We start from the raw sequence: 18,413 nt of genomic DNA, 5'->3' as shown, positions 1-18,413 counted from the left end.
CGCGCCGGGCCTCCAGTCGGATCTGTGGACAACGCGCGCTACTTCACCGAGCCGGCGGTGAGACCACCGACGAGGTAGCGCTGGAAGATCAGGTACAGCGCGACCACCGGAGCCGCACACACGATCGAGGCAGCCATCATCTGGCCGTAGATCGGGACCGCGCCGCCCTCCTGCGCGGTGCCGAGCACCTGCAGCACCACGGCGACGGTGCGCGTGTTCGGGGTCGTCATGATCGTGGAGAACAGGACGTCGTTCCAGCCGAGCAGGAAGGCGAAGATCGCGGAGACGACGATGCCCGGCCAGGACAGCGGCAGGACGATCCTCGTGAGGATGGTCGTCGAGGATGCGCCGTCGATGCGGGCGGCCTCCTCGAGTTCCTTCGGCAGGCCGCGCAGGTAGGTGACCATCACCCACGTCGAGAACGGCAGGGCGAACGTCAGGTAGGTGACGAAGAGCCCCCAGCGGGTGCCGATGATCTGGACGCCGGTCGCGCTCGCGATGTTCGAGAAGACGACGAACACCGGCAGCAGCAGGAGCGTGCCCGGGATCGACTGGAGCGCGAGCAGGCCTCGGAGGAACGTCAGGCGACCGAGGAACCGGAAGCGGACGAGCACGTAGGCGGTGCAGACGGCGAGCGCCGCGCTCGCGACGGCGACCGCACCGGCGGTGAGGATGCTGTTGAGCAGGCCGGTGCCGAGGGCGACGGTCGACCAGATGTCCGCGTAGTTGGCGAGCGTGAACTCGGTCGGGAAGTACTCGCCCCGTGCGACGGCGACGTCCGAGTTCACCGAGCCGAACACGATGTAGAGCACCGGGACGGCGATGAACGCGATGATGACGGCGATCACGACGACGAGCAGCCAGCGCGGCAGCAGCCGGGTGACGTCGGTGTCGTAGGGGCGCTTGTGCCGCTTCGTGCTCCCCTGGCTCGTGATGCTCTCGGTGAGGGTCGCCGTGGCACGGGTCCTGGTGGCGCTGTAGCCGCTCATGCGCGGGCCCCTTCGATGTCGGCGGCCGCGGGCGCTGCCACGGCTGCGGTGTCGAGCGTGGCGCGGTCGGCGCGACGCTGCTTGCGGCTCGGGCCGGCGTCGTCCCCGGTGTCGAGCTGGACCGCGCGCAGGTAGACGAACAGCGGGATCGCGACGATCACGAGGGAGCAGATCGCCATCGCCGCGGACAGGCCGAAGCGGAACGACTGGAAGCTGGCGATGTAGGTCAGGACCGGCATCACCTCGACGCTCGAGGGCAGCGGGATGCCGAACAGCACGAACGGCAGCGTGAAGTTGTTGATGTTGTGCAGGATCGCGATGATCACCGCCAGGCTGAGCGGCCCCCGCAGGTAGGGGAAGACCACGTAGCGCAGCTTGATCCACCAGGTCGCACCGTCGAGCGACGCGGCTTCGTGGACCTCCAGGTCCACTGCCTGGAGGCCCGCCAGGCTGAGCAGGTACACGAACGGCCACGACGTCCAGACCATGACCGCGGCGAGCGCCCAGTAGGAGGCGCTCCCGTTGAGCCAGAGCACGTCGGTGTGGAAGACCGCGTTGACGACGCCCTGCGGCTGCAGCATGGTGCGGAAGAACGTGCCGACGACGAACGCGGGGAGCACGTACGGGATCAGGTAGATCGAGCGGACGAGGCCACGGCCCGGGAACCGGTTCTGCGTGGAGATCGCCGCCGCCACCCCGATCGGCACGGTCACGGCGGTGACGAGCACGGCGAGGGAGGACGAGATCCAGATCGAGTGCAGCAGCGGCGAGTCCGTGACGGCCTCGGCGAAGTTCGCGAACCCGACGAACGGGGCGCTGAACCACTGGCGCAGGGTGTACTGGTCGAGGTCGAGCATCGCGATGTACACGCCGACGAGCAGCGGCACCACGATGATGGCGATCATGAGCACGCCGCCGGGGATGAGCATCCAGAGCGGACGCTCCTTGCGGTACAGCGGGGTCGTGCCGTGCGGTCGCACGGTGTGTTCCTGCGCGGCGGCCGGTCTGGTCTGCGTGTCGGTCATCACAGACCTCCGTTCTTCTGACGGTTCAGGGTGGACTGGGCGTCCTTCTGCGCGTCCTGGAGACGCTTCCGGAGCTGGTCGTCGGTGACCTCGCCGCTCTTCAGCGACGGGATCGACTGCACGACGACGTCGACGAGCGACAGCTGGATGTCCGACCACGCGCCGGTGAAGGCGGTGGGCTTCGAGAGCTTCCCGGCGTCGATGATCGGTTTCAGGGTGGGTTCCTGCGCGGCGAGCTCGGCCGCGGCGGCGGCGTTCGTCGGCAGCTGGCCGAACAGCCGGTAGTACTCGAGCTGGGCCTGCTTCGAGGTCGTCTGCTTGACGAACTGGAACGACAGGTCCTGCTTCGTGCCGTAGTCGGCGACGACGAAGTTGTCGCCGGACAGGATGCTCGCGGCGTCGATGCCGTCGGCCGGTCGGGTGGTCGCACCCGGGGGGACGGTCGGCAGCAGGGCGAACGCGTACTTGCCGTCCACCGCGGTGTCCTTGAACGAGTTGATGGCCGTGGTCGTGGTCATCGGGAAGAACGCGGCCTTGCCGTCGGCGAACTGCGCCAGGGCCTGTGCGTTGTTCCAGCCGATGGCCGCCTTGTCGACGACGCCGTCCTTCGTCACCCAGTCGAAGTAGGTGCGGTAGGCGTTCTGCACGGCCTCGGCGTCGATCTCGGCCTTCGTGCCGTCGACGATCGTGTTGCCGGCGTTCTCGGCCATGCCCCAGACGAACTTCCACGGGTCGAACCCGTCGGCGTAGGCGATCGCCATGCCGTAGTGCCCGTCGCCGGTGGTGGCCTTCGCGTCCGCGGTCAGCTGGTCCCAGGTCGTCGGCATCGCGGTGATGCCGGCCTGGGCGAGGAGGTCCTTGTTCACTGCCATCACGAAGGGGCGGCTGGCGAGCGGGATGCCGATCTGCTTCGTGGCGCTCGGGCCGGAGATGCCGAGCGACGCCGGGTCGAAGCGGTCCTTCCCGCCGACGGCGTCCCACTCCTTCTTGCCCATCTCGACGAAGGCGCCGGTGGCGTAGGCGGTGGGGGTGAACGTGGTGCCGATGGCGTAGACGTCGGGGCCCTGCCCGGAGATGACGCTGGTCTGGATGGCGGTGAGCTCCTCCTGCGCGGACGAGTAGGTCTCCCACTGGATGTCCGCGCCGGTGGTCCGCTTGAACTCCGCGGCGGTGTCCTGCTGCCACTGCTTGCGCTGCTGGGGGTAGGTGGTGTCCGCGCCCATCATCACGCGGAGGGTGTTCGGGTCGTCGCCGCTGCCGTTCACGACCGCACAGCCCTGCAGGGACAGTGCGGCGAGGGCGACCACGACCGCGGAACCGATCAGGGTCCGTCGCTTCATGGGGGTTTCCTCCTCGAGACCTCCCCCGGGCGGCACTGCCCGGGTGACCCGGACCTCGCGGCCCGGATGACCACCACTGTCCCGCCCGTGGCAACAGGCGGCAACCGGTTGCCACTTGTTGCCAGAGCCGAATAGCGTCGGCCGCATCGGCGCTCCGACGCGTCGGGTCCATCGGCGCACCGACGCGTCGAGTCCGAGTCGGGCCGGGGAGGTACCGTGAGCGAGATCGACACCACACGCCGGGTCACGATCCGGGACGTCGCGGACGCCACCGGGGTCGCCCCGTCGACGGTCTCGCGCGCACTCTCGCTCCCGGACCGGGTCAACCGCGCCACGCAGCAGCGCATCCAGCAGGCGGCTCGCGAGCTCGGCTACGTCCCGAACTCCCAGGCCCGGGCACTCACGTCCGGGCGGACCCGGGCGGTCGCCGTCCTGGTGTCCGACATCACGAACCCGTTCTACTTCGACGTCATCCGTGGCACGCAGCACCAGCTCGCTGCCGCCGGGTGGACGCAGCTCCTCGTCGACACCCAGGAGTCCGCCGAGGCCGAGATCGCCGCGCTCACCGCCGTCTCCGCGAAGGCCGACGGCGTCGTCCTCACGGCGTCGCGCCTGTCGGACACGCAGATCGCCCGGTACGCGGAACGGATCCCGCTCGTCGTCGTCAACCGCCGACCGAACGGTGTCCCCTCGGTCCTCATCGACACCCCGGGAGGCGTCGAACAGGCCGTGCAGCACCTCACGTCCCTCGGACACCGGGACGTGCTGTACGTCGCCGGCCCGGACAGCTCGTGGTCGAACGAGCGGCGCTGGCGGGCCCTGGTCCGGGTCGCGCGACGTCTCGACGTCCGGGTCGCCCGGATCGGCCCGCACGCCCCGTTCGTCGACTCCGGTGCCGCCGCCGCCGACGCCGCCGTGAACGCCGGCGCGACCGCGTGCATCGCGTTCAACGACCTCATCGCGATCGGGATGCTCGGCCGCCTGCGGGAACGGGGCGTGCGGGTGCCCGAGGACATGAGCATCGTCGGCTGTGACGACATCTTCGGCGCCGACTTCTGCAACCCGCCGCTCACCACGATGTCGTCGCCGATCGAGCGCGCGGGACGGGTCGCGATCACCATGCTCCTCGGTCGCCTCGGCGCGACCGGGGCGGACGAGGTCCCGGGCGGTCGGACCGGCGCGGTCGCGCTGCCGACGCATCTGCGGGTCCGCGAGTCCACCGGGCCGGCGCCCGCCGGGCCGCCGCCCGTCGGGCAAATGTCCGCCGGGCCGGCGCCGACCGGGCCAGCGTCCGCCGGGCCGGGGTCCGTCGGGCCAGCGCCGACGTCGGCGGCGTCAGCACGGCCTCCACGGGATGCACCGCCACCGCGATCCACGCAGCGTCCAGGTCCCCCGGCAACGCAGCCCCCGTCAACGCAGCCTCCGTCCACGCAGTCCCCGTCCATGCAGTCCCCGTCCGCGCGAAGGAGCCGACCATGACCGCCACCGAGATCGCCGCCGCCCCGCTCGCGCCGCACCCCGATCGGCTGTTCCCCGCCGACCCCGCGACGACCGCGGTCGCCCGCACCGTCTACGAGGCGGTGCGGGACGCACCGATCATCTCCCCGCACGGACACGTCGACGCGTCGATGATCGCCGCGGACGAGCCGTTCCCCGACCCCGCGGCGCTCCTGATCACGCCCGACCACTACGTGCTCCGCCTGCTGCACGCGAACGGCGTCCCGCTCGAGGCACTCGGCCGTGACCGCGACCACATGCCGTCGGGTCGGTCGATCTGGGGGCAGCTCGCCGCGCACTGGGACGACTTCCTCGGCACGCCCGTCCGCTCCTGGTTCGAGACCGAGCTGCACGACGTCTTCGGGCTCACCGAGGCCCCGTCCGCCGCGAACGCGGACGCGCAGTACGACCAACTCGCCGCGGCGCTGCAGGAGCCGGCGTTCCGACCACGCGCCCTCTTCGACGCGTTCGGCATCGAGGTGCTCGCCACCACCGACGGCCCCGCCGACGACCTCGCCGCACACGCCCGGCTCGCCGCGGACCCCGGCTTCACCGGGCGGGTGCTCCCGACGTTCCGCGCCGACGCCGTGTTCGACCCGTCCCGGTCGGACTGGAGGCTCGTGGTCGCGTCCATCGGCGAGGCCGCCGGGATCGACACGGGAACCCACGACGGGCTGCTCGCCGCGCTCCGCGCTCGACGTCGCTACTTCATCGAGCACGGGGCGACCGCCACGGACACCGGGGTCCTCGACGCGGGCTCGACACCGCTGCCCGCTGCCGACCGCGAGCGCATCCACGCGGATGCGCTCCGCGGCGAGGTCTCGGCCGCCGACGCCGTGGCCTACCGGCACGACATGCTCTTCCGGTGGGCGGAGATGAGCGTCGACGACGGCCTCGTCATGCAGCTCCACCCGGGAGTGATCCGGAACCACCACACGCCGACACTCGAGCGGTTCGGTCCCGACACCGGGCACGACCTGCCAGCGGTGGGCGCCTTCACCGAGCCGCTGCGTCCGCTCCTCGAGGCGTTCGGCACGGCACCGGGGTTCCACCTCGTGCTGTTCACCGTCGACGAGACCGTGTTCTCCCGCGAGATCGGTCCGCTCGCGGGCTTCTACCCCGCGGTGTACGCCGGTGCTCCCTGGTGGTTCATCGACACCCCTGCCGCGATCGGTCGGTACCGCGCGGCCGTCACCGACTCCGCGTCGTTCACGAAGACCTCGGGGTTCATCGACGACACCCGGGCCTACTGCTCCATCCCGGCGCGTCACGACATGGCCCGTCGCGCCGACGCCGCGTACCTGGCGTCTCTCGTGGTGACGCACCAGATCTCGGAGGAGGACGCCGTCCGCACCGCCCACCGCATCGTGTCCGACATCCCGAGGGCGACCTTCAAGCTCTGATCGTCAGGCGGGGGTGACCCCGGTGCCGAGCCGCGCGGCGATCGCTCCGACGTCGTCGAGTTCGCCCTCGGCGATCGCGACGATGAGGTCGTACGCCTCGTCGTTCGACAGCGTCAGAGTCCTGCCGTTGACGCCGAGGAACACGACCAGGAGCATCAGTCCGAGCCGCTCGTCCCCATCGACGAGTGCGTGGTTCGGGACGACGGAGTGGACCAGGGCCGACGCCTTGTCGACCAGCGTCGGGTAGGCGTCCTGACCGTCGACGGTCGTGGCCGCCCTGGCGAGTGCGGCCTCGAGCAGGCCGGCATCCCGCACGAGCACCTCGGGTCCGATCGTCCGGCGCGCGACGTGGAGCGCCTCGGCCAGGGTGAGGTGGATCATCGCGCCAGTCGGTCGAGCGCTTCCGCGTACCGGGGCAGCTCGCGGTCGAGGATCCCGTCGATGAGGTCGCCACGACTGTGGCGCTCGATGTACTCCCGGACGGCTTCACGAGCGACGTCCTGCATGGAGCGTGACTCGAGGTCGGCCCGCCGGCGGAGGGCGGCCGATTCGTCGTCGTCGAGTCGGAGTGTCATCGCCATGGACGTGATGGTATCAAGAGCGGTATCAGTGCGGAGGAGGACGGTCATGCCTGCCACCCGGGCGTGGCGAGGCCGGTCTCGTAGGCGAAGACGACGAGCTGCGCGCGGTCACGGGCGCCGAGCTTGATCATCGCCCGGGAGACGTGGGTCTTCGCGGTGGCGGAGCTCACGAACAGCCGCTCCGCGATCTCGGTGTTCGTGCACCCCGCCGCGACGAGGCGCATGACCTCACGCTCGCGGTCGGTGAGGACGTCGAGCTCCGGGGACAGTGCGGTCGGTTTCGCGTGGGTGGCGAACGCCTCGACCAGGGAGCGGGTGGCCCGCGGCGAGAGCAGGGACTCCCCCACCACGACGGTCCGGATCGCTCGGAGGAGCTCAGCGGGCTCGGTGTCCTTCACGAGGAAGCCGGCCGCGCCGCCGCGGATCGCCTCGAAGACGTAGTCGTCCTCCTCGAAGGTGGTGAGGACCACGACGTGGACGTCGGCGAGCGCCGCGTCGGCGGAGATGCGCCTGGTGGCGTCGAGCCCGTCGCTGCCGGGCATCCGGATGTCCATGAGGACGACGTCCGGACGTTCGCGGGTGACGACCGCGACGGCGGCGTCCCCGTCGCCCGCCTCACCGACGACCGTCATGCCGGGCTCGGCATCGACGAGTGCCCGGAGCCCGGCACGGACGAGCACCTGGTCGTCGACGAGCACCACCCGGATGTCCGACACGGTCGGTGATTCGTTCATCCTCGGTGCTCCGGATCGGTCTCGGGGTGTGCTGCGGCCGCCACGGGGTGGTCCGCTCCTGGGCTCGCTCCGGCGGCCGGCGCCGGTGCCACGACACCGAGCTCGGGTTCGCCGATCGGCAGGCGGGCCCGGACGGACCATCCGCCGTCCGGTGTGGGCCCGGCGCGCAGCGTGCCGCCGACCGCCGTCGCCCGCTCCCGCATGCCGATGATGCCGTTCCCGGTGGCACCGACCCCGGCGCTCGAGGGCGCCGCACCCGTGGGGACGTCCGGTGCTGCCGGTGCGTCCGACACCGTCACCTCCACCACCTCGGCACCGACGTCGACCAGCACGCGCGCCCGGTGGTCCTGGGCGTGTTTCATGACGTTCGTCACCGACTCCTGGACGATGCGGAAGGCGTTGCGGTCGACGATGCCCCCGACGGCGTCGAGGTCGCCCCTGACGTCGAGGTCGACGTCGATGCCGGCCGCCCGTGCACGGTCGACCAGGTCGGCGACGCGGTCGAGACCAGGGGTCGGGTTCCGTTCGGACGCACCCGCGGCACCGTCGACCGACCGGAGCACGCCGAGGATCGTCCGGAGCTCGACGAGCGCCTGTCTGCTGGAGTCGCGGATGTTCGTCAACGACGCACGGGTCTGCTCGGGCAGTTCGTTCCCCAGGTGCAACGCCACGCCGGCCTGCAGGTTGATCAGGGACATGCTGTGTGCCACCGAGTCGTGGAGCTCGCGGGCGATGCGGACCCGTTCGTCGTCCGCCCTGGCTCGCTCCGCTGCCGCCCGGGCACGACGTGCCTCCGCCGCGCGGGCGACGCGGACGCGCACGAGTTCGGTGAGCGCGATGGTCGCGGTGAGCCAGGCGAGACACAGGGTCAGCGTGGTCACGGACGTGAACGGCGCTCGGCCGGTGAGCGTGTCGGCCGACGGCAGCACGACCTGCGCGATCCCGGCAGCGACGTAGACCGGCACCCGGTGTCCGCGGAACCACGCGTTCGCGATCGCCATCGTCAGCGCCGCGACGAACGGCCCCCGTGGGGTGACCACGAGCGCGTACCCGATCGTTGTTGCGAGGGTCACCGCGAGGACGACGGTCGGCCAGCGGTACCGGAACGGCAGGGCGAGGACACCGGCGACGAGCAGTGCCAGTGCCAGCGGTCCCAGCACGATCGGGTCAGGCGTCGCCCCGTCCATGCCGTGTCGGGCCCACGGCGGCCCGGTGCCGTCGGCGAAGCCGCCCGACCACCGGGAGACCACCAGCGTGCCGACGACCTGGACGAGGGCGATCGGCAGCACCCGTCCGACCCGTGCGAACCGCCGGTGGGGCGGTCGGTGCGGGTCGGTGTCGGAGATCGCGGAGTCCATGGGCTCGAGCCTAGGGTCGGGCCCGACGCCGGTCATCCCGCTCGCGCAGGAGCTGTGGACTACTCCCCGGGGAGTAGCCGGCTGTGGAGGAGAACCCGCCCTACGACTGCGGGAGCAGGCGGAAGTGGGGCTCGCCGGCGGACGCGTGAGGAGCCTCCAGACCGGAGCCTTGGAGGGTCGCAACCGCGGCACCGCAACCCACCCAGGAGGTCCCCATGCTCACCACCCTCGCGACGGCCGCACCCTACTTCCACGGCGGCGGCTTCCCGTTCTTCGTCTTCCCCGCGTTCTCCTTCCTGTTCCTCGTCCCCCTCGTCGTCTTCGCGGTGTCCCGCCGCGGCGGCTGGCGGGCGGTCGCCGACGCACGCGCGGTCCTCGCCGACCGGTTCGCCCGCGGCGACATCAGCGCCGAGGAGTACCGCGCACGCCTGTCGGAGCTGAGCCGGAAGTAGGACAGTCCTCCACCGCTCGGGTGTGGGTGAACAGTGCCCACAGGTTGCACCCACACCCGTGCGGATCCAGGCACCGGATCGTAGGTTGGGGTCGGAACGGCAGGACAAAGGAGACCCACGTGCCAGACAGCAACGAACAGGCGAACATCGGCGTCATCGGCCTCGCGGTCATGGGATCGAACCTCGCGCGCAACCTCGCCTCGCGAGAGGGCAACACGGTCGCGGTCTACAACCGCACCTACGCCCGTACCGAAGAGCTCATGCAGGAACACGGCGACGCCGGGTTCATCGCGTCCGAGGACATCGACGGCTTCGTCGCGTCCCTGTCGAAGCCCCGGACCGCGATCATCATGGTCCAGGCGGGCAAGGGCACCGACGCCGTCATCGGGCAGCTCGCCGAACGCTTCGAGCCGGGCGACATCATCGTCGACGGCGGCAACGCGAACTTCCACGACACCATCCGGCGCGAGCACGACCTGCGTGAGAAGGGCCTGAACTTCGTCGGCACCGGCATCTCCGGCGGCGAGGAGGGCGCGCTGAAGGGACCGTCGATCATGCCCGGCGGGTCGGACGAGGCCTGGGAGACACTCGGCCCGATCCTGAAGTCCATCGCCGCCGTCGCCGAGGGCGAGCCGTGCGTCACGCACATCGGCACCGACGGCGCCGGACACTTCGTCAAGATGGTGCACAACGGCATCGAGTACGCCGACATGCAGCTCATCGCCGAGTCGTACGACCTCCTCCGACGTGCCGGTGGGCACAGCGTCGACGAGCTCGTCCAGATCTACGAGCAGTGGAACGAGGGTGACCTCGAGTCCTACCTCATCGAGATCACCGGTGAGGTCCTCAAGCAGCAGGACGCCGACACGGGCAAGCCGCTCGTCGACGTCATCCGCGACGAAGCCGGATCGAAGGGCACCGGCGTCTGGACCGTGCAGAACGCGGTCGGGCTCGGCATCCCGGTGTCCGGCATCGGCGAGGCCGTCTTCGCCCGAGCGGTGTCGTCGAAGCCCGCGCAGCGTGCAGCCGTCCAGCAGTCCGTGCAGCACCGACCCGACGTCGTGCAGGTCCCCGACACCTTCGAGGACGACGTCCGCGCAGCGCTCTACGCGTCGAAGGTCGTCGCGTATGCGCAGGGCTTCGACCTGATCATCGCCGGGGCCAAGGAGTACGGCTGGGACATCAACCTCGGCAACATCGCGAAGATCTGGCGCGGCGGCTGCATCATCCGCGCTCAGTTCCTGAACCGCATCGTCGAGGCCTACGACAATGACCCGGAACTCGCGTCGCTGCTCGTCGATCCGTACTTCGCCAAGGCCGTCGCCGAGGGTGAAGCGGCGTGGCGACGCATCGTCGGCATCGCTGCCGCGTCGGGCATCCCCGCTCCCGGGTTCTCCTCGGCGCTGTCGTACTTCGACTCGCTCGCGTCGGACCGGCTGCCTGCGGCGCTCATCCAGGGGCAGCGCGACTTCTTCGGGGCGCACACCTACCAGCGGGTCGACAAGGACGGCACGTTCCACACGCTGTGGTCCGACGACGACCGCCGCGAGGTCGAACAGGAGCCGTCGACGCACTGACGCTTCCACGACCACGACGAGCGGGTCCCGCCACGCCGGCGGGGCCCGCTCTCGTGCGCGCGGGGTGCGGTCAGGCACGCAGATGCGCGCAGGCGCAGAGGCGCGCCCGGCGCGCTCAGGCGACGAGGTGCGCTCAGGCGACGATGCGCTCCCGCGCGAGCTCCGCGAGCAGCCGCTCGAGTTTCGGCCCCCGCCCGAGCAGTCGTCGCGAACCAGGGGCCGTCCGGACGTGGAAGGACGCGACCGCGATCGAGTCGTCCGGACGGACGTAGTGCAGCACGACGGCGCAGGCTCCTCGGTCGCGCGGTGCCGGGACGTCCTCGAGCCCGACGTGCATCACCCGACTCCACCGGATCACGAGCAGCCGGGTCGCCCGGCGGTCGTCGAGTTCCCACAGCGAGGCCTCCGTCGCACCGAACGCCCAGGTCACCCGCGGCCCGAGCTCGACGTCGGAGCGGTCGCCCTCGACCATGGCGCGGAGCTCGGCGGTGGGTGCCGCCGGCACGAGCCACACGGTCGGGTCGATGCGGCGGATCGCCAGTGCGAGCGACTCGTCCTCGCGTCGTCGGCGGAGACCCTGCATGCGCAGCATCCCACCGAGGATGACGCCGACGCCACACGCGATCACGGCGATCTCCGCGATGCCGAACACGGTGAGGTCGGCCTGCGGGCTCCGCGCGACGACGATGATCCGGGCGACGAGGAGCGCGGCCCACACCCCGACCACGACCCAGCGCACCACGGCGAGGCGTCGCGCCGGGGACATCGGCCGTCGCGCACGACCGTGGTGCGGAACGCGGTCGGGTCGGGTCGGCACCCTCCGATCCTCGCACGGCCCGACGAGCAACTCCCCCGCAGGAGGTGAACGCACGGCAAGCCCCCGAGCGGGCACCCCGAGCGGGCCCCCGAGCGAGGCCCCATGCGCGCGCCCCAGGAGTGAGCGCCACGCGGGCCCACCACCCATCCCCGCGGGTACGGCGACCGCGCTCACAGCCCACGCACCTACCATCGGCACGTGCCCTCCAGCGGATCCCCGTCGCGGCCGAGACTGCTGGCCGCATCGGCCGGCGTCGTCGCCGCCCTCGCCTTCCTCGCCGCAGCCGAACTCGCCGCGCTCGTGCTCGGCGGTGCCGGCAGTCCCCTCGTCGCCGTCGGCTCGGCCGTCATCGACCTGGCACCCGCCGGGGCGAAGGACCTCATGGTCAGCCTGTTCGGCACCGGCGACAAGGTCGCCCTCTTCGTGCTCATGGGCGTGCTCATGCTCGCCGTCTCCGCCGGTGCCGGGATCCTCGAACGTGCCCGACCGCCGTTCGGTGCCCTCGTCTTCGCCGCTGGCGGTGCGCTCTCCCTGCTGGCCGTCACGACCCGCTCGGACTCGGGGATGCTCGACGGGGCCCCGAGCGTCGTCGGTGTCGCCGCCGCGATCATCGTGCTCCGACTCGTCACCGCCCGGCTGCGTCGGTGGGAGGCCGTGGCCGCCACCCCCACCCGCTCCGAGGCGCCGCTGCCGGAACGGCGCGCGTTCCTCGGGTGGACCGCCACGGCCGGCGCGCTCGCCCTCGTCGTCGGCACCGGTTCCCGGCTCGGGTCCGCCGCCGTGCAGCGCGCGGCCGCGGTCCGGCGCGCGGTGCACCTGCCGAAGCCGGTGAACACGCCGCCGACGGTGCCCGCCGGTGCGTCGCTCGACGTCGCGGGCATCACGCCGTACGTCACCCCCAACGCCGACTTCTACCGGATCGACACCGCGCTCCGCGTGCCGTCGATCGACCCCGCCGACTGGAGCATCCGCATCCACGGTGCCGTCGAGCACGAGGTCACGCTCACCTGGGACGAGCTGCTCGCCCTCCCCCTCGAGGAACATCTGGCGACGCTCAGCTGCGTGTCGAACGAGGTCGGCGGTGACCTCATCGGCAACGCCCGCTGGCTCGGCTACCCGATCCGCGAGCTCCTGGCCCGCGCGGTGCCGAAGGCGGGCGCCGACATGGTGCTGTCGCGGAGCATCGACGGGTTCACCGCCGGCACACCCCTCGACGTGCTGCAGGACGACGGCACGGACGCGATGCTCGCCGTCGGGATGAACGGCGAGCCGCTGCCCGCTGAGCACGGGTTCCCGGTGCGCATGGTCGTCCCCGGCCTGTTCGGGTACGTCTCGGCGACCAAGTGGGTCACCGAGATGGAGGTCACCCGCTTCGCCGACGCGCAGGGGTACTGGACGCCGCGCGGCTGGTCGGAGCGCGGCCCGGTGAAGCTCGAGTCCCGCATCGACACCCCGGCGAGCGGCAGCAGCGCCATGGTCGGCGACCGGGTCGCGATCGCGGGCGTCGCCTGGCAGCCGCACACCGGGGTGAAGGCCGTGCAGGTGCAGATCGGCGATGCCGCGTGGCAGGACGCTGAGCTCGCCGACTCCGTCTCCGCGGACACCTGGCGCCAGTGGGTGTTCCGCTGGACCGCGACGGCGGGCGAACACCAGGTCCGGGTCCGCGCCGTCAGCGCCGACGGCGAGGTGCAGACGAGCGTCGAACGGCCGCCGGCACCGAACGGTGCGACGGGCTGGGACACGATCACGATCTCGGTGCGCTGACCGCACGGACACCGCGGCCAGACGCGGACCGGAGGCCCGGCGCGCGTCAGTCGCGACGGGTCGCCACCACGCAGGTGCCGTCCACCGCGTCGTCCCGCTCGACGCGGGCGTCGAAGCCCGCCTCGTGGAACGCCGCCGCCGAGGCGTCGGCCTGCCCCGTCGAGACCTCGATGACGACGGCCCCGCCCGGACGGAGCCACGCCCCCGCCTCCGCGGCGATGCGGCGGTGCAGGTCGAGCCCGTCGGCGCCGCCGTCGAGCGCGACGCGGTGCTCGTGGTCGCGGGCCTCGGACGGCATCGTCGCGACGGCGTCGGTCGGCACGTAGGGGGCGTTCACCGCGATGACGTCCACCGCGCCGCGGAACCGGGCCGGCAGCGCGGCGAAGAGGTCACCCGCGACGACGATGCCGCGGTCGCCGATGTTCTCCGCGGCCACGTCGACGGCGTCCTGGTCGATGTCCGACGCCACGAGGTCGAGCGCGCCGACCCGTTCGAGGAGCGCGACCGCGATCGCCCCGGCACCGCAGCACAGGTCGACGACCCGGTCGTACCGGTGCAACAGCCGCGCTGCCTGCTCGACCACGATCGTCGTCCTGGTACGTGGGACGAACACGCCGGGGGTGACGCGGATCCGGTGCCCGTCGAACGCGGCCCAGCCGAGCACGTACTCCAGCGGTTCGCCCGCGAGCCGACGCTGCACGAGCGTCCGCAACCGCACCGGATCGCCGTCACCGGCGTCGAGCAGCAGGTCGGCCTCGTCCTCGGCGAAGACGCTCCCCGCCGCCCGGAGTCGACCGGCGAGGGCGTCCCGTGCGGGGTGGATCAGGCCGCCCCGTCGAACATCGAGGTGACGGAGCCGTCGTCGAAGACCTCGTGGATGGCGCGGGCGAGGAGCGGGGCGATCGGCAGGATCTCGAGCCGGTCCCAGCGCTTCTCGACGGGCACCGGCAGCGTGTCGGTGACGACCACCCGGTCGATGAACTCGCTCTGCAGGAGTTCGGTCGCCGGGTCGGAGAACACCGCGTGCGTGGCCGCGACGACGACGCCGATCGCACCGGCGGCCTTGAGGGCCTCCGCCGCCTTGGCGATCGTGCGGCCCGTGTCGATGAGGTCGTCGACGAGCAGGCACCAGCGTCCGGAGACGTCACCGACGATCTCGTGCACGGTGACCTGGTTCGGCACGAGCGGGTCGCGCCGCTTGTGGATGATCGCGAGCGGCGCCCCGAGCTTCTCGGACCAGATGTCGGCGACGCGCACACGGCCCATGTCCGGCGAGACGACCGTCAGCGTCGACGGGTCGAGCGTCTCCTTGAAGCGCTCGAGGAGCACCGGCATCGCGAACAGGTGGTCGACGGGGCCGTCGAAGAAGCCCTGGATCTGCGCCGCGTGCAGGTCGACGCTCATGATGCGGTGCGCACCGGCCGCCTTGAACAGGTCGGCGACGAGGCGGGCCGAGATCGGCTCACGCCCGCGGCCCTTCTTGTCCTGGCGGGCGTACGGGTAGAAGGGAGCCACGACGGTGATGCGCTTCGCCGACGCACGCTTGAGGGCGTCGACGATGACGAGCTGCTCCATGAGCCACTCGTTGATCGGCGCCGTGTGCGACTGCACGACGAACGCGTCGCAGCCGCGGACCGACTCGTCGAAGCGGACGTAGAGCTCACCGTTGGCGAAGGTGCGAGCATCGGTGGGGACCAGATCGACGCCGAGCTCCTCGGCGATCTCCGCGGAGAGCTGCGGGTGTGCGCGCCCCGAGACGAGGACGAGTCGTTTCTGGCCGGTTGCCTTGATTCCGGACAAGTGCCGTGCTCACTCCCTGACCCCGTGGGGCCGTGTGTGTCGAGAGCCCGAGTCCGAGCCCTCTGCTGACGACCGAGGGCCGTCGAGAAGGTGTCATTCGCCTCGCGCGCGCCGAGCTGCCTCGGCCGCCGGCGTACCGGGCCGGTGTTCGTCGACCCATCCGTCGGTGTTGCGCTGTGGGGCGTAGCTGATCGCGAGCGACCCGGCCGGCACGTCCTTGCGGACCGTCGTGCCTGCACCGGTGTACGCCCCGTCACCAATCCTAACCGGGGCGACGAACACGTTGTGCGAGCCTGTACGCACGTGCGACCCCACTTCGGTCCGGTGCTTGTGCACGCCGTCGTAGTTCGCGGTGATGGTGTTCGCCCCGATGTTGGAGTCCTCCCCCACCTCGGCGTCGCCGATGTAGGACAGGTGCGGCACCTTGCTGCCCCGACCGATCACGGCGTTCTTCGTCTCGACGAAGGTGCCGATCTTGCCGTGGTCGCCGAGCACCGTGCCCGGACGGAGGTACGCGAAGGGACCGACCGACGCGCCGTCGCCGATCACCGCGAGGGTGGCGTCGACCCGGTTCACCGTCGCCCCGGCGCCCACCTCGGTGTCGCGGAGCGTCGTCCCCGGCCCGACGACGGCTCCGGCGGCGATCGCGGTCGCCCCGACGAGCTGGGTGTCCGGCAGGATCTCGGCGTCCGGCTCGATCGTCACGTCGAGGTCGATCCACGTCGAGGCGGCGTCCTGGATCGTGACGCCGGCACGCTGGTGGGCGCGGACGATGCGGGCGTTGAGCTCCCGACCCGCGTCGGCGAGCTGTGCGCGGTCGTTGATCCCCGCGACGAGCCACGGGTCGGCGAGGGTGACCACATCGATGTGGCCGCCCCGTGCCGCGATGAGTGCCGGGGCGTCGGTGATGTACTTCTCCCCCTGCGCGTTGTCGGTCGTCAGGGCCGGCAGCACGGCGCGCAGGTGCGCGACGTCGAACGCGTAGATGCCGGCGTTCGTCTCGGTGATGCCGAGCTGGGTCTCGTCGGCGTCCTTGTGCTCGACGACGCCCACGAAGGCACCGGCGTCGTCGCGCACGATGCGGCCGAGCCCGGTGGGGTCCGGGGCGATCGCACTGACGAACGTGACGGCGTTGCCGGCGGCGCCGTGCACCTCGGCGAGCTGCCGGAGGGACACCGCGTCGAGCAGCGGCACGTCGCCCGAGAGCACCACCACGGCACCGTCGAAGTCGGCGGGCAGCGCCTGCACGGCGACCTCGACGGCGCGCCCGGTGCCCGGGACGTCGTCCTGGTCCACCACGAGGGCGTCCGGCACGCGCTCGGTCACCTCGGCCGCGACCAGGTCGCGCTCGTGGCGGACCACGACGGCGATGTGCTCCGGCGCCAGCGACTCCGCCGTCCGCAGCACGTGTGCGATGAGGGGCAGGCCGGCGAGCCGGTGCAGCACCTTCGGGGTGGACGACTTCATACGCGTGCCCTGCCCGGCGGCGAGGACGACGACGGCGATGCGCTGCTCGGTCATGTCCCCATCCTGGCACCCGCCACCGCGGCGCCGACGCACGCGGTGGACAGCGGGCCGCCGGGAACGACCGGTGGAGGAACGAGGCGACCGCCGGTGGGACCGAGCCACCCCCGGAGGCACGGTGCGCGCCCGACGCGCACCGCGCCTCCCGGCAGGTGGTCGGTCAGCCGGCCTGCGGGGCCGGGCGGTCCTCGCGCCGCACGAAGGCCATCAGGACGAGTCCGACGACGAGGACGGCCACGATGCCGATGATCCCGAACCGGGTCGACCCGGTGACCGTGACCGCGATGCCGAACATCGCCGGCGCGATGAACGCGGCGGCGCGCCCGGTCGTGGCGTAGAGGCCGAAGAGCTCGCCCTCGCGGCCCGGGGTCGCGACGCGCGCGAGGTAGGCCCTGGACGATGCCTGCACCGGGCCGACGAACACGCAGAGTGCGAGCCCGAGCACCCAGAAGCCGATCTGCGCCGTACCGACGACGAGCACCGCCGTGCCGCAGACCACGAGCCCGACGAGCGAGGTCACGATGACCGCGCGGGACCCGAACCGGTCGTCGAGCCGACCGGAGAGCGCCGTCGCGACGCCGGCGACGACGTTGGCGACGATCGCGAACAGGATCACGCCGGAGGCACTGAAGCCGAAGACCTGCGCGGCGATGATCCCGCCGAAGGTGAAGACCGCGCCGACGCCGTCACGGAAGACGGCGCTGGCGACGAGGAACGCCAGGACGTTCCGACGCTCCCGCCAGAGCCGGGCCACGTCGCGGCCGAGGTCGCGGTAGGCGGAGAGCAGTGTGCCGCGCTGTCCCGGGACCGGTTCGGCCTCGGGGACGACGAGGAACAGCGGGATCGAACTGACGGTGAGCCAGATCGCCGCGATGCCGATGGCGACACGGACGTCCCACTGCCCGCTCGCGACGGTGGCCGGCAGGTGCAGGAGCCCGCCGGTGTCGCCGCCGCCGAAGTCCTGGATGCAGAGCACGAGCAGCACCACGAGCAGCACGATGCCGCCGAAGTACCCGGCCGCCCACCCGATCGCGGAGACCCGACCGGTCCGCTGGCCCGGCGCGACCTGGCCGAGCATCGCGTTGTAGCCGACGGTGGCGATCTCGTACGCGACGGTCCCGATGCCGATCAGGGCGGCGCCGAGCACGAGGAACGGCTGACTCGGGGCGACGAAGACCATCGCCCCGATCGACAGCGCGACACCGATCGTCGCGACGAGCACGGAACGACGACGGTGCCCCGACGAGTCCGCGAGCCGCCCGACCGCCGGCGCCACCAGGGCGACGACGACGCCGGCGATCGTCAGCGCGGTCGACACCACCGCGGCGTTGTGCGCGAGCTCCCGCTCGACCGCCGCGGCGGCCGCCGCGGTGGTGTCCTCGGCCCGGACCAGGGCCGGGTCGACGAAGGCACGACTGGCGAGGTACGTGCTGAACACGAACGTCGTGACGACGGCGTTGAACGCCGCGGAGCCCCAGTCCCACAGCGCCCACGAGACGAGGGCGCGGCGGTCGGTGCGCTGCGGCGACGGAGCGACGGTCATGGGCGAACC

16 protein-coding genes and 1 pseudogene are annotated in these 18,413 nt (G+C 71.8%); 5 read left to right on the top strand and 12 right to left on the bottom strand.

The window, feature by feature from the left end; translation table 11 throughout:
* Nucleotides 1-38: 38 nt before the first annotated feature.
* From FS641_RS17480 to FS641_RS17470, 3 genes are read right to left on the bottom strand one after another with little or no spacing between them, the layout of a single operon-like run.
* Nucleotides 39-989 carry a carbohydrate ABC transporter permease gene (locus FS641_RS17480; RefSeq protein WP_144766200.1) on the bottom strand — a complete coding sequence of 317 codons (951 nt, stop codon included), beginning with the start codon at nt 987-989 and terminating at the stop codon, nt 39-41.
* Nucleotides 986-2,014 carry a carbohydrate ABC transporter permease gene (locus FS641_RS17475; RefSeq protein ID WP_144766198.1) on the bottom strand — a complete coding sequence of 343 codons (1,029 nt, stop codon included), beginning with the start codon at nt 2,012-2,014 and terminating at the stop codon, nt 986-988. Before FS641_RS17475 ends, FS641_RS17480 begins: the two co-directional genes overlap by 4 nt.
* On the bottom strand, nt 2,014-3,354 hold the full coding sequence (locus FS641_RS17470) for an ABC transporter substrate-binding protein (protein ID WP_186317833.1): 1,341 nt from the start codon (nt 3,352-3,354) through the stop codon (nt 2,014-2,016). The genes FS641_RS17475 and FS641_RS17470 overlap by 1 nt, the downstream gene beginning before the upstream one ends.
* Nucleotides 3,355-3,570: 216 nt before the next feature.
* On the opposite strand from FS641_RS17470, the pseudogene FS641_RS17465 reads away from it, so the two are divergent.
* Nucleotides 3,571-4,587: pseudogene (locus FS641_RS17465) on the top strand (LacI family DNA-binding transcriptional regulator); the annotation flags it as partial.
* Nucleotides 4,588-4,829: 242 nt separating this feature from the next.
* The gene (uxaC, locus tag FS641_RS17460; RefSeq protein ID WP_144766195.1) at nt 4,830-6,254 is read left to right on the top strand and encodes a glucuronate isomerase; all 1,425 of its coding nucleotides are present in this window, start codon (nt 4,830-4,832) and stop codon (nt 6,252-6,254) included.
* Nucleotides 6,255-6,257: 3 nt separating this feature from the next.
* On the opposite strand, the gene FS641_RS17455 is transcribed toward uxaC, so the two are convergent.
* The 4 genes from FS641_RS17455 to FS641_RS17440 are packed head-to-tail and all read right to left on the bottom strand — an operon-like array spanning nt 6,258 to nt 8,927.
* Nucleotides 6,258-6,635: a type II toxin-antitoxin system death-on-curing family toxin gene (locus FS641_RS17455; protein WP_144766193.1), complete on the bottom strand. Its 378-nt coding sequence runs from the start codon at nt 6,633-6,635 to the stop codon at nt 6,258-6,260.
* A complete protein-coding gene (locus FS641_RS17450; protein WP_260855914.1) occupies nt 6,632-6,883 on the bottom strand; it encodes a hypothetical protein in 252 nt (83 codons plus the stop codon). Before FS641_RS17450 ends, FS641_RS17455 begins: the two co-directional genes overlap by 4 nt.
* On the bottom strand, nt 6,880-7,569 hold the full coding sequence (locus FS641_RS17445) for a response regulator transcription factor (RefSeq protein ID WP_144766191.1): 690 nt from the start codon (nt 7,567-7,569) through the stop codon (nt 6,880-6,882). The genes FS641_RS17450 and FS641_RS17445 overlap by 4 nt, the downstream gene beginning before the upstream one ends.
* The gene (locus FS641_RS17440) at nt 7,566-8,927 is read right to left on the bottom strand and encodes a sensor histidine kinase (RefSeq protein ID WP_186317831.1); all 1,362 of its coding nucleotides are present in this window, start codon (nt 8,925-8,927) and stop codon (nt 7,566-7,568) included. The genes FS641_RS17445 and FS641_RS17440 overlap by 4 nt, the downstream gene beginning before the upstream one ends.
* 215 nt (nt 8,928-9,142) lie before the next feature.
* Between FS641_RS17440 and FS641_RS17435 the strand changes: the two genes are divergently transcribed.
* Together FS641_RS17435 and gndA are read left to right on the top strand one after the other, a co-directional pair.
* Nucleotides 9,143-9,379 carry an SHOCT domain-containing protein gene (locus tag FS641_RS17435; protein ID WP_144766187.1) on the top strand — a complete coding sequence of 79 codons (237 nt, stop codon included), beginning with the start codon at nt 9,143-9,145 and terminating at the stop codon, nt 9,377-9,379.
* A 119-nt stretch (nt 9,380-9,498) separates the two neighbouring features.
* Entirely contained in the window at nt 9,499-10,956 is a 1,458-nt protein-coding gene (gene gndA / locus FS641_RS17430) for an NADP-dependent phosphogluconate dehydrogenase (RefSeq protein ID WP_144766185.1), read from the top strand.
* A 133-nt stretch (nt 10,957-11,089) separates the two neighbouring features.
* On the opposite strand, the gene FS641_RS17425 is transcribed toward gndA, so the two are convergent.
* The gene (locus tag FS641_RS17425) at nt 11,090-11,773 is read right to left on the bottom strand and encodes a hypothetical protein (RefSeq protein WP_144766183.1); all 684 of its coding nucleotides are present in this window, start codon (nt 11,771-11,773) and stop codon (nt 11,090-11,092) included.
* 198 nt (nt 11,774-11,971) lie between these two features.
* Here FS641_RS17425 and FS641_RS17420 point away from each other — a divergent pair, with 198 nt between their 5' ends.
* Nucleotides 11,972-13,537 (top strand): molybdopterin-dependent oxidoreductase, encoded by a 1,566-nt coding sequence (locus FS641_RS17420; RefSeq protein WP_144766181.1) that lies wholly within the window; start codon nt 11,972-11,974, stop codon nt 13,535-13,537.
* Between the two features lie 46 nt (nt 13,538-13,583).
* Here the strand turns inward: FS641_RS17420 and FS641_RS17415 are convergent, their stop codons facing one another.
* From FS641_RS17415 to FS641_RS17400, 4 genes are all read right to left on the bottom strand, one after another.
* The gene (locus FS641_RS17415; protein WP_144766293.1) at nt 13,584-14,360 is read right to left on the bottom strand and encodes a putative protein N(5)-glutamine methyltransferase; all 777 of its coding nucleotides are present in this window, start codon (nt 14,358-14,360) and stop codon (nt 13,584-13,586) included.
* The gene (locus FS641_RS17410; RefSeq protein ID WP_144766179.1) at nt 14,360-15,337 is read right to left on the bottom strand and encodes a ribose-phosphate diphosphokinase; all 978 of its coding nucleotides are present in this window, start codon (nt 15,335-15,337) and stop codon (nt 14,360-14,362) included. The genes FS641_RS17415 and FS641_RS17410 overlap by 1 nt, the downstream gene beginning before the upstream one ends.
* Before the next feature lie 93 nt (nt 15,338-15,430).
* On the bottom strand, nt 15,431-16,858 hold the full coding sequence (gene glmU / locus FS641_RS17405; protein ID WP_144766177.1) for a bifunctional UDP-N-acetylglucosamine diphosphorylase/glucosamine-1-phosphate N-acetyltransferase GlmU: 1,428 nt from the start codon (nt 16,856-16,858) through the stop codon (nt 15,431-15,433).
* Nucleotides 16,859-17,021: 163 nt separating this feature from the next.
* Nucleotides 17,022-18,404 (bottom strand): MFS transporter, encoded by a 1,383-nt coding sequence (locus FS641_RS17400; protein WP_144766175.1) that lies wholly within the window; start codon nt 18,402-18,404, stop codon nt 17,022-17,024.
* Between the last annotated feature and the right edge of the window lie 9 nt (nt 18,405-18,413).

Source organism: Curtobacterium sp. 9128 (assembly GCF_007673775.1).
GTDB lineage: Bacteria > Actinomycetota > Actinomycetes > Actinomycetales > Microbacteriaceae > Curtobacterium.
Note: the sequence above shows the minus strand (reverse complement) of the source record. Positions and strands in the feature narration are given on the sequence as shown.

Coding starts and splice junctions, on each gene's coding strand:
- FS641_RS17480 (WP_144766200.1), bottom strand. CDS start 989: ATGAGCGGCTACAGCGCCACCAGGACCCGTGCCACGGCGACCCTCACC.
- FS641_RS17475 (WP_144766198.1), bottom strand. CDS start 2,014: ATGACCGACACGCAGACCAGACCGGCCGCCGCGCAGGAACACACCGTG.
- FS641_RS17470 (WP_186317833.1), bottom strand. CDS start 3,354: ATGAAGCGACGGACCCTGATCGGTTCCGCGGTCGTGGTCGCCCTCGCC.
- uxaC (WP_144766195.1), top strand. CDS start 4,830: ATGACCGCCACCGAGATCGCCGCCGCCCCGCTCGCGCCGCACCCCGAT.
- FS641_RS17455 (WP_144766193.1), bottom strand. CDS start 6,635: ATGATCCACCTCACCCTGGCCGAGGCGCTCCACGTCGCGCGCCGGACG.
- FS641_RS17450 (WP_260855914.1), bottom strand. CDS start 6,883: ATGACCGTCCTCCTCCGCACTGATACCGCTCTTGATACCATCACGTCC.
- FS641_RS17445 (WP_144766191.1), bottom strand. CDS start 7,569: ATGAACGAATCACCGACCGTGTCGGACATCCGGGTGGTGCTCGTCGAC.
- FS641_RS17440 (WP_186317831.1), bottom strand. CDS start 8,927: ATGGACTCCGCGATCTCCGACACCGACCCGCACCGACCGCCCCACCGG.
- FS641_RS17435 (WP_144766187.1), top strand. CDS start 9,143: ATGCTCACCACCCTCGCGACGGCCGCACCCTACTTCCACGGCGGCGGC.
- glmU (WP_144766177.1), bottom strand. CDS start 16,858: ATGACCGAGCAGCGCATCGCCGTCGTCGTCCTCGCCGCCGGGCAGGGC.
- FS641_RS17400 (WP_144766175.1), bottom strand. CDS start 18,404: ATGACCGTCGCTCCGTCGCCGCAGCGCACCGACCGCCGCGCCCTCGTC.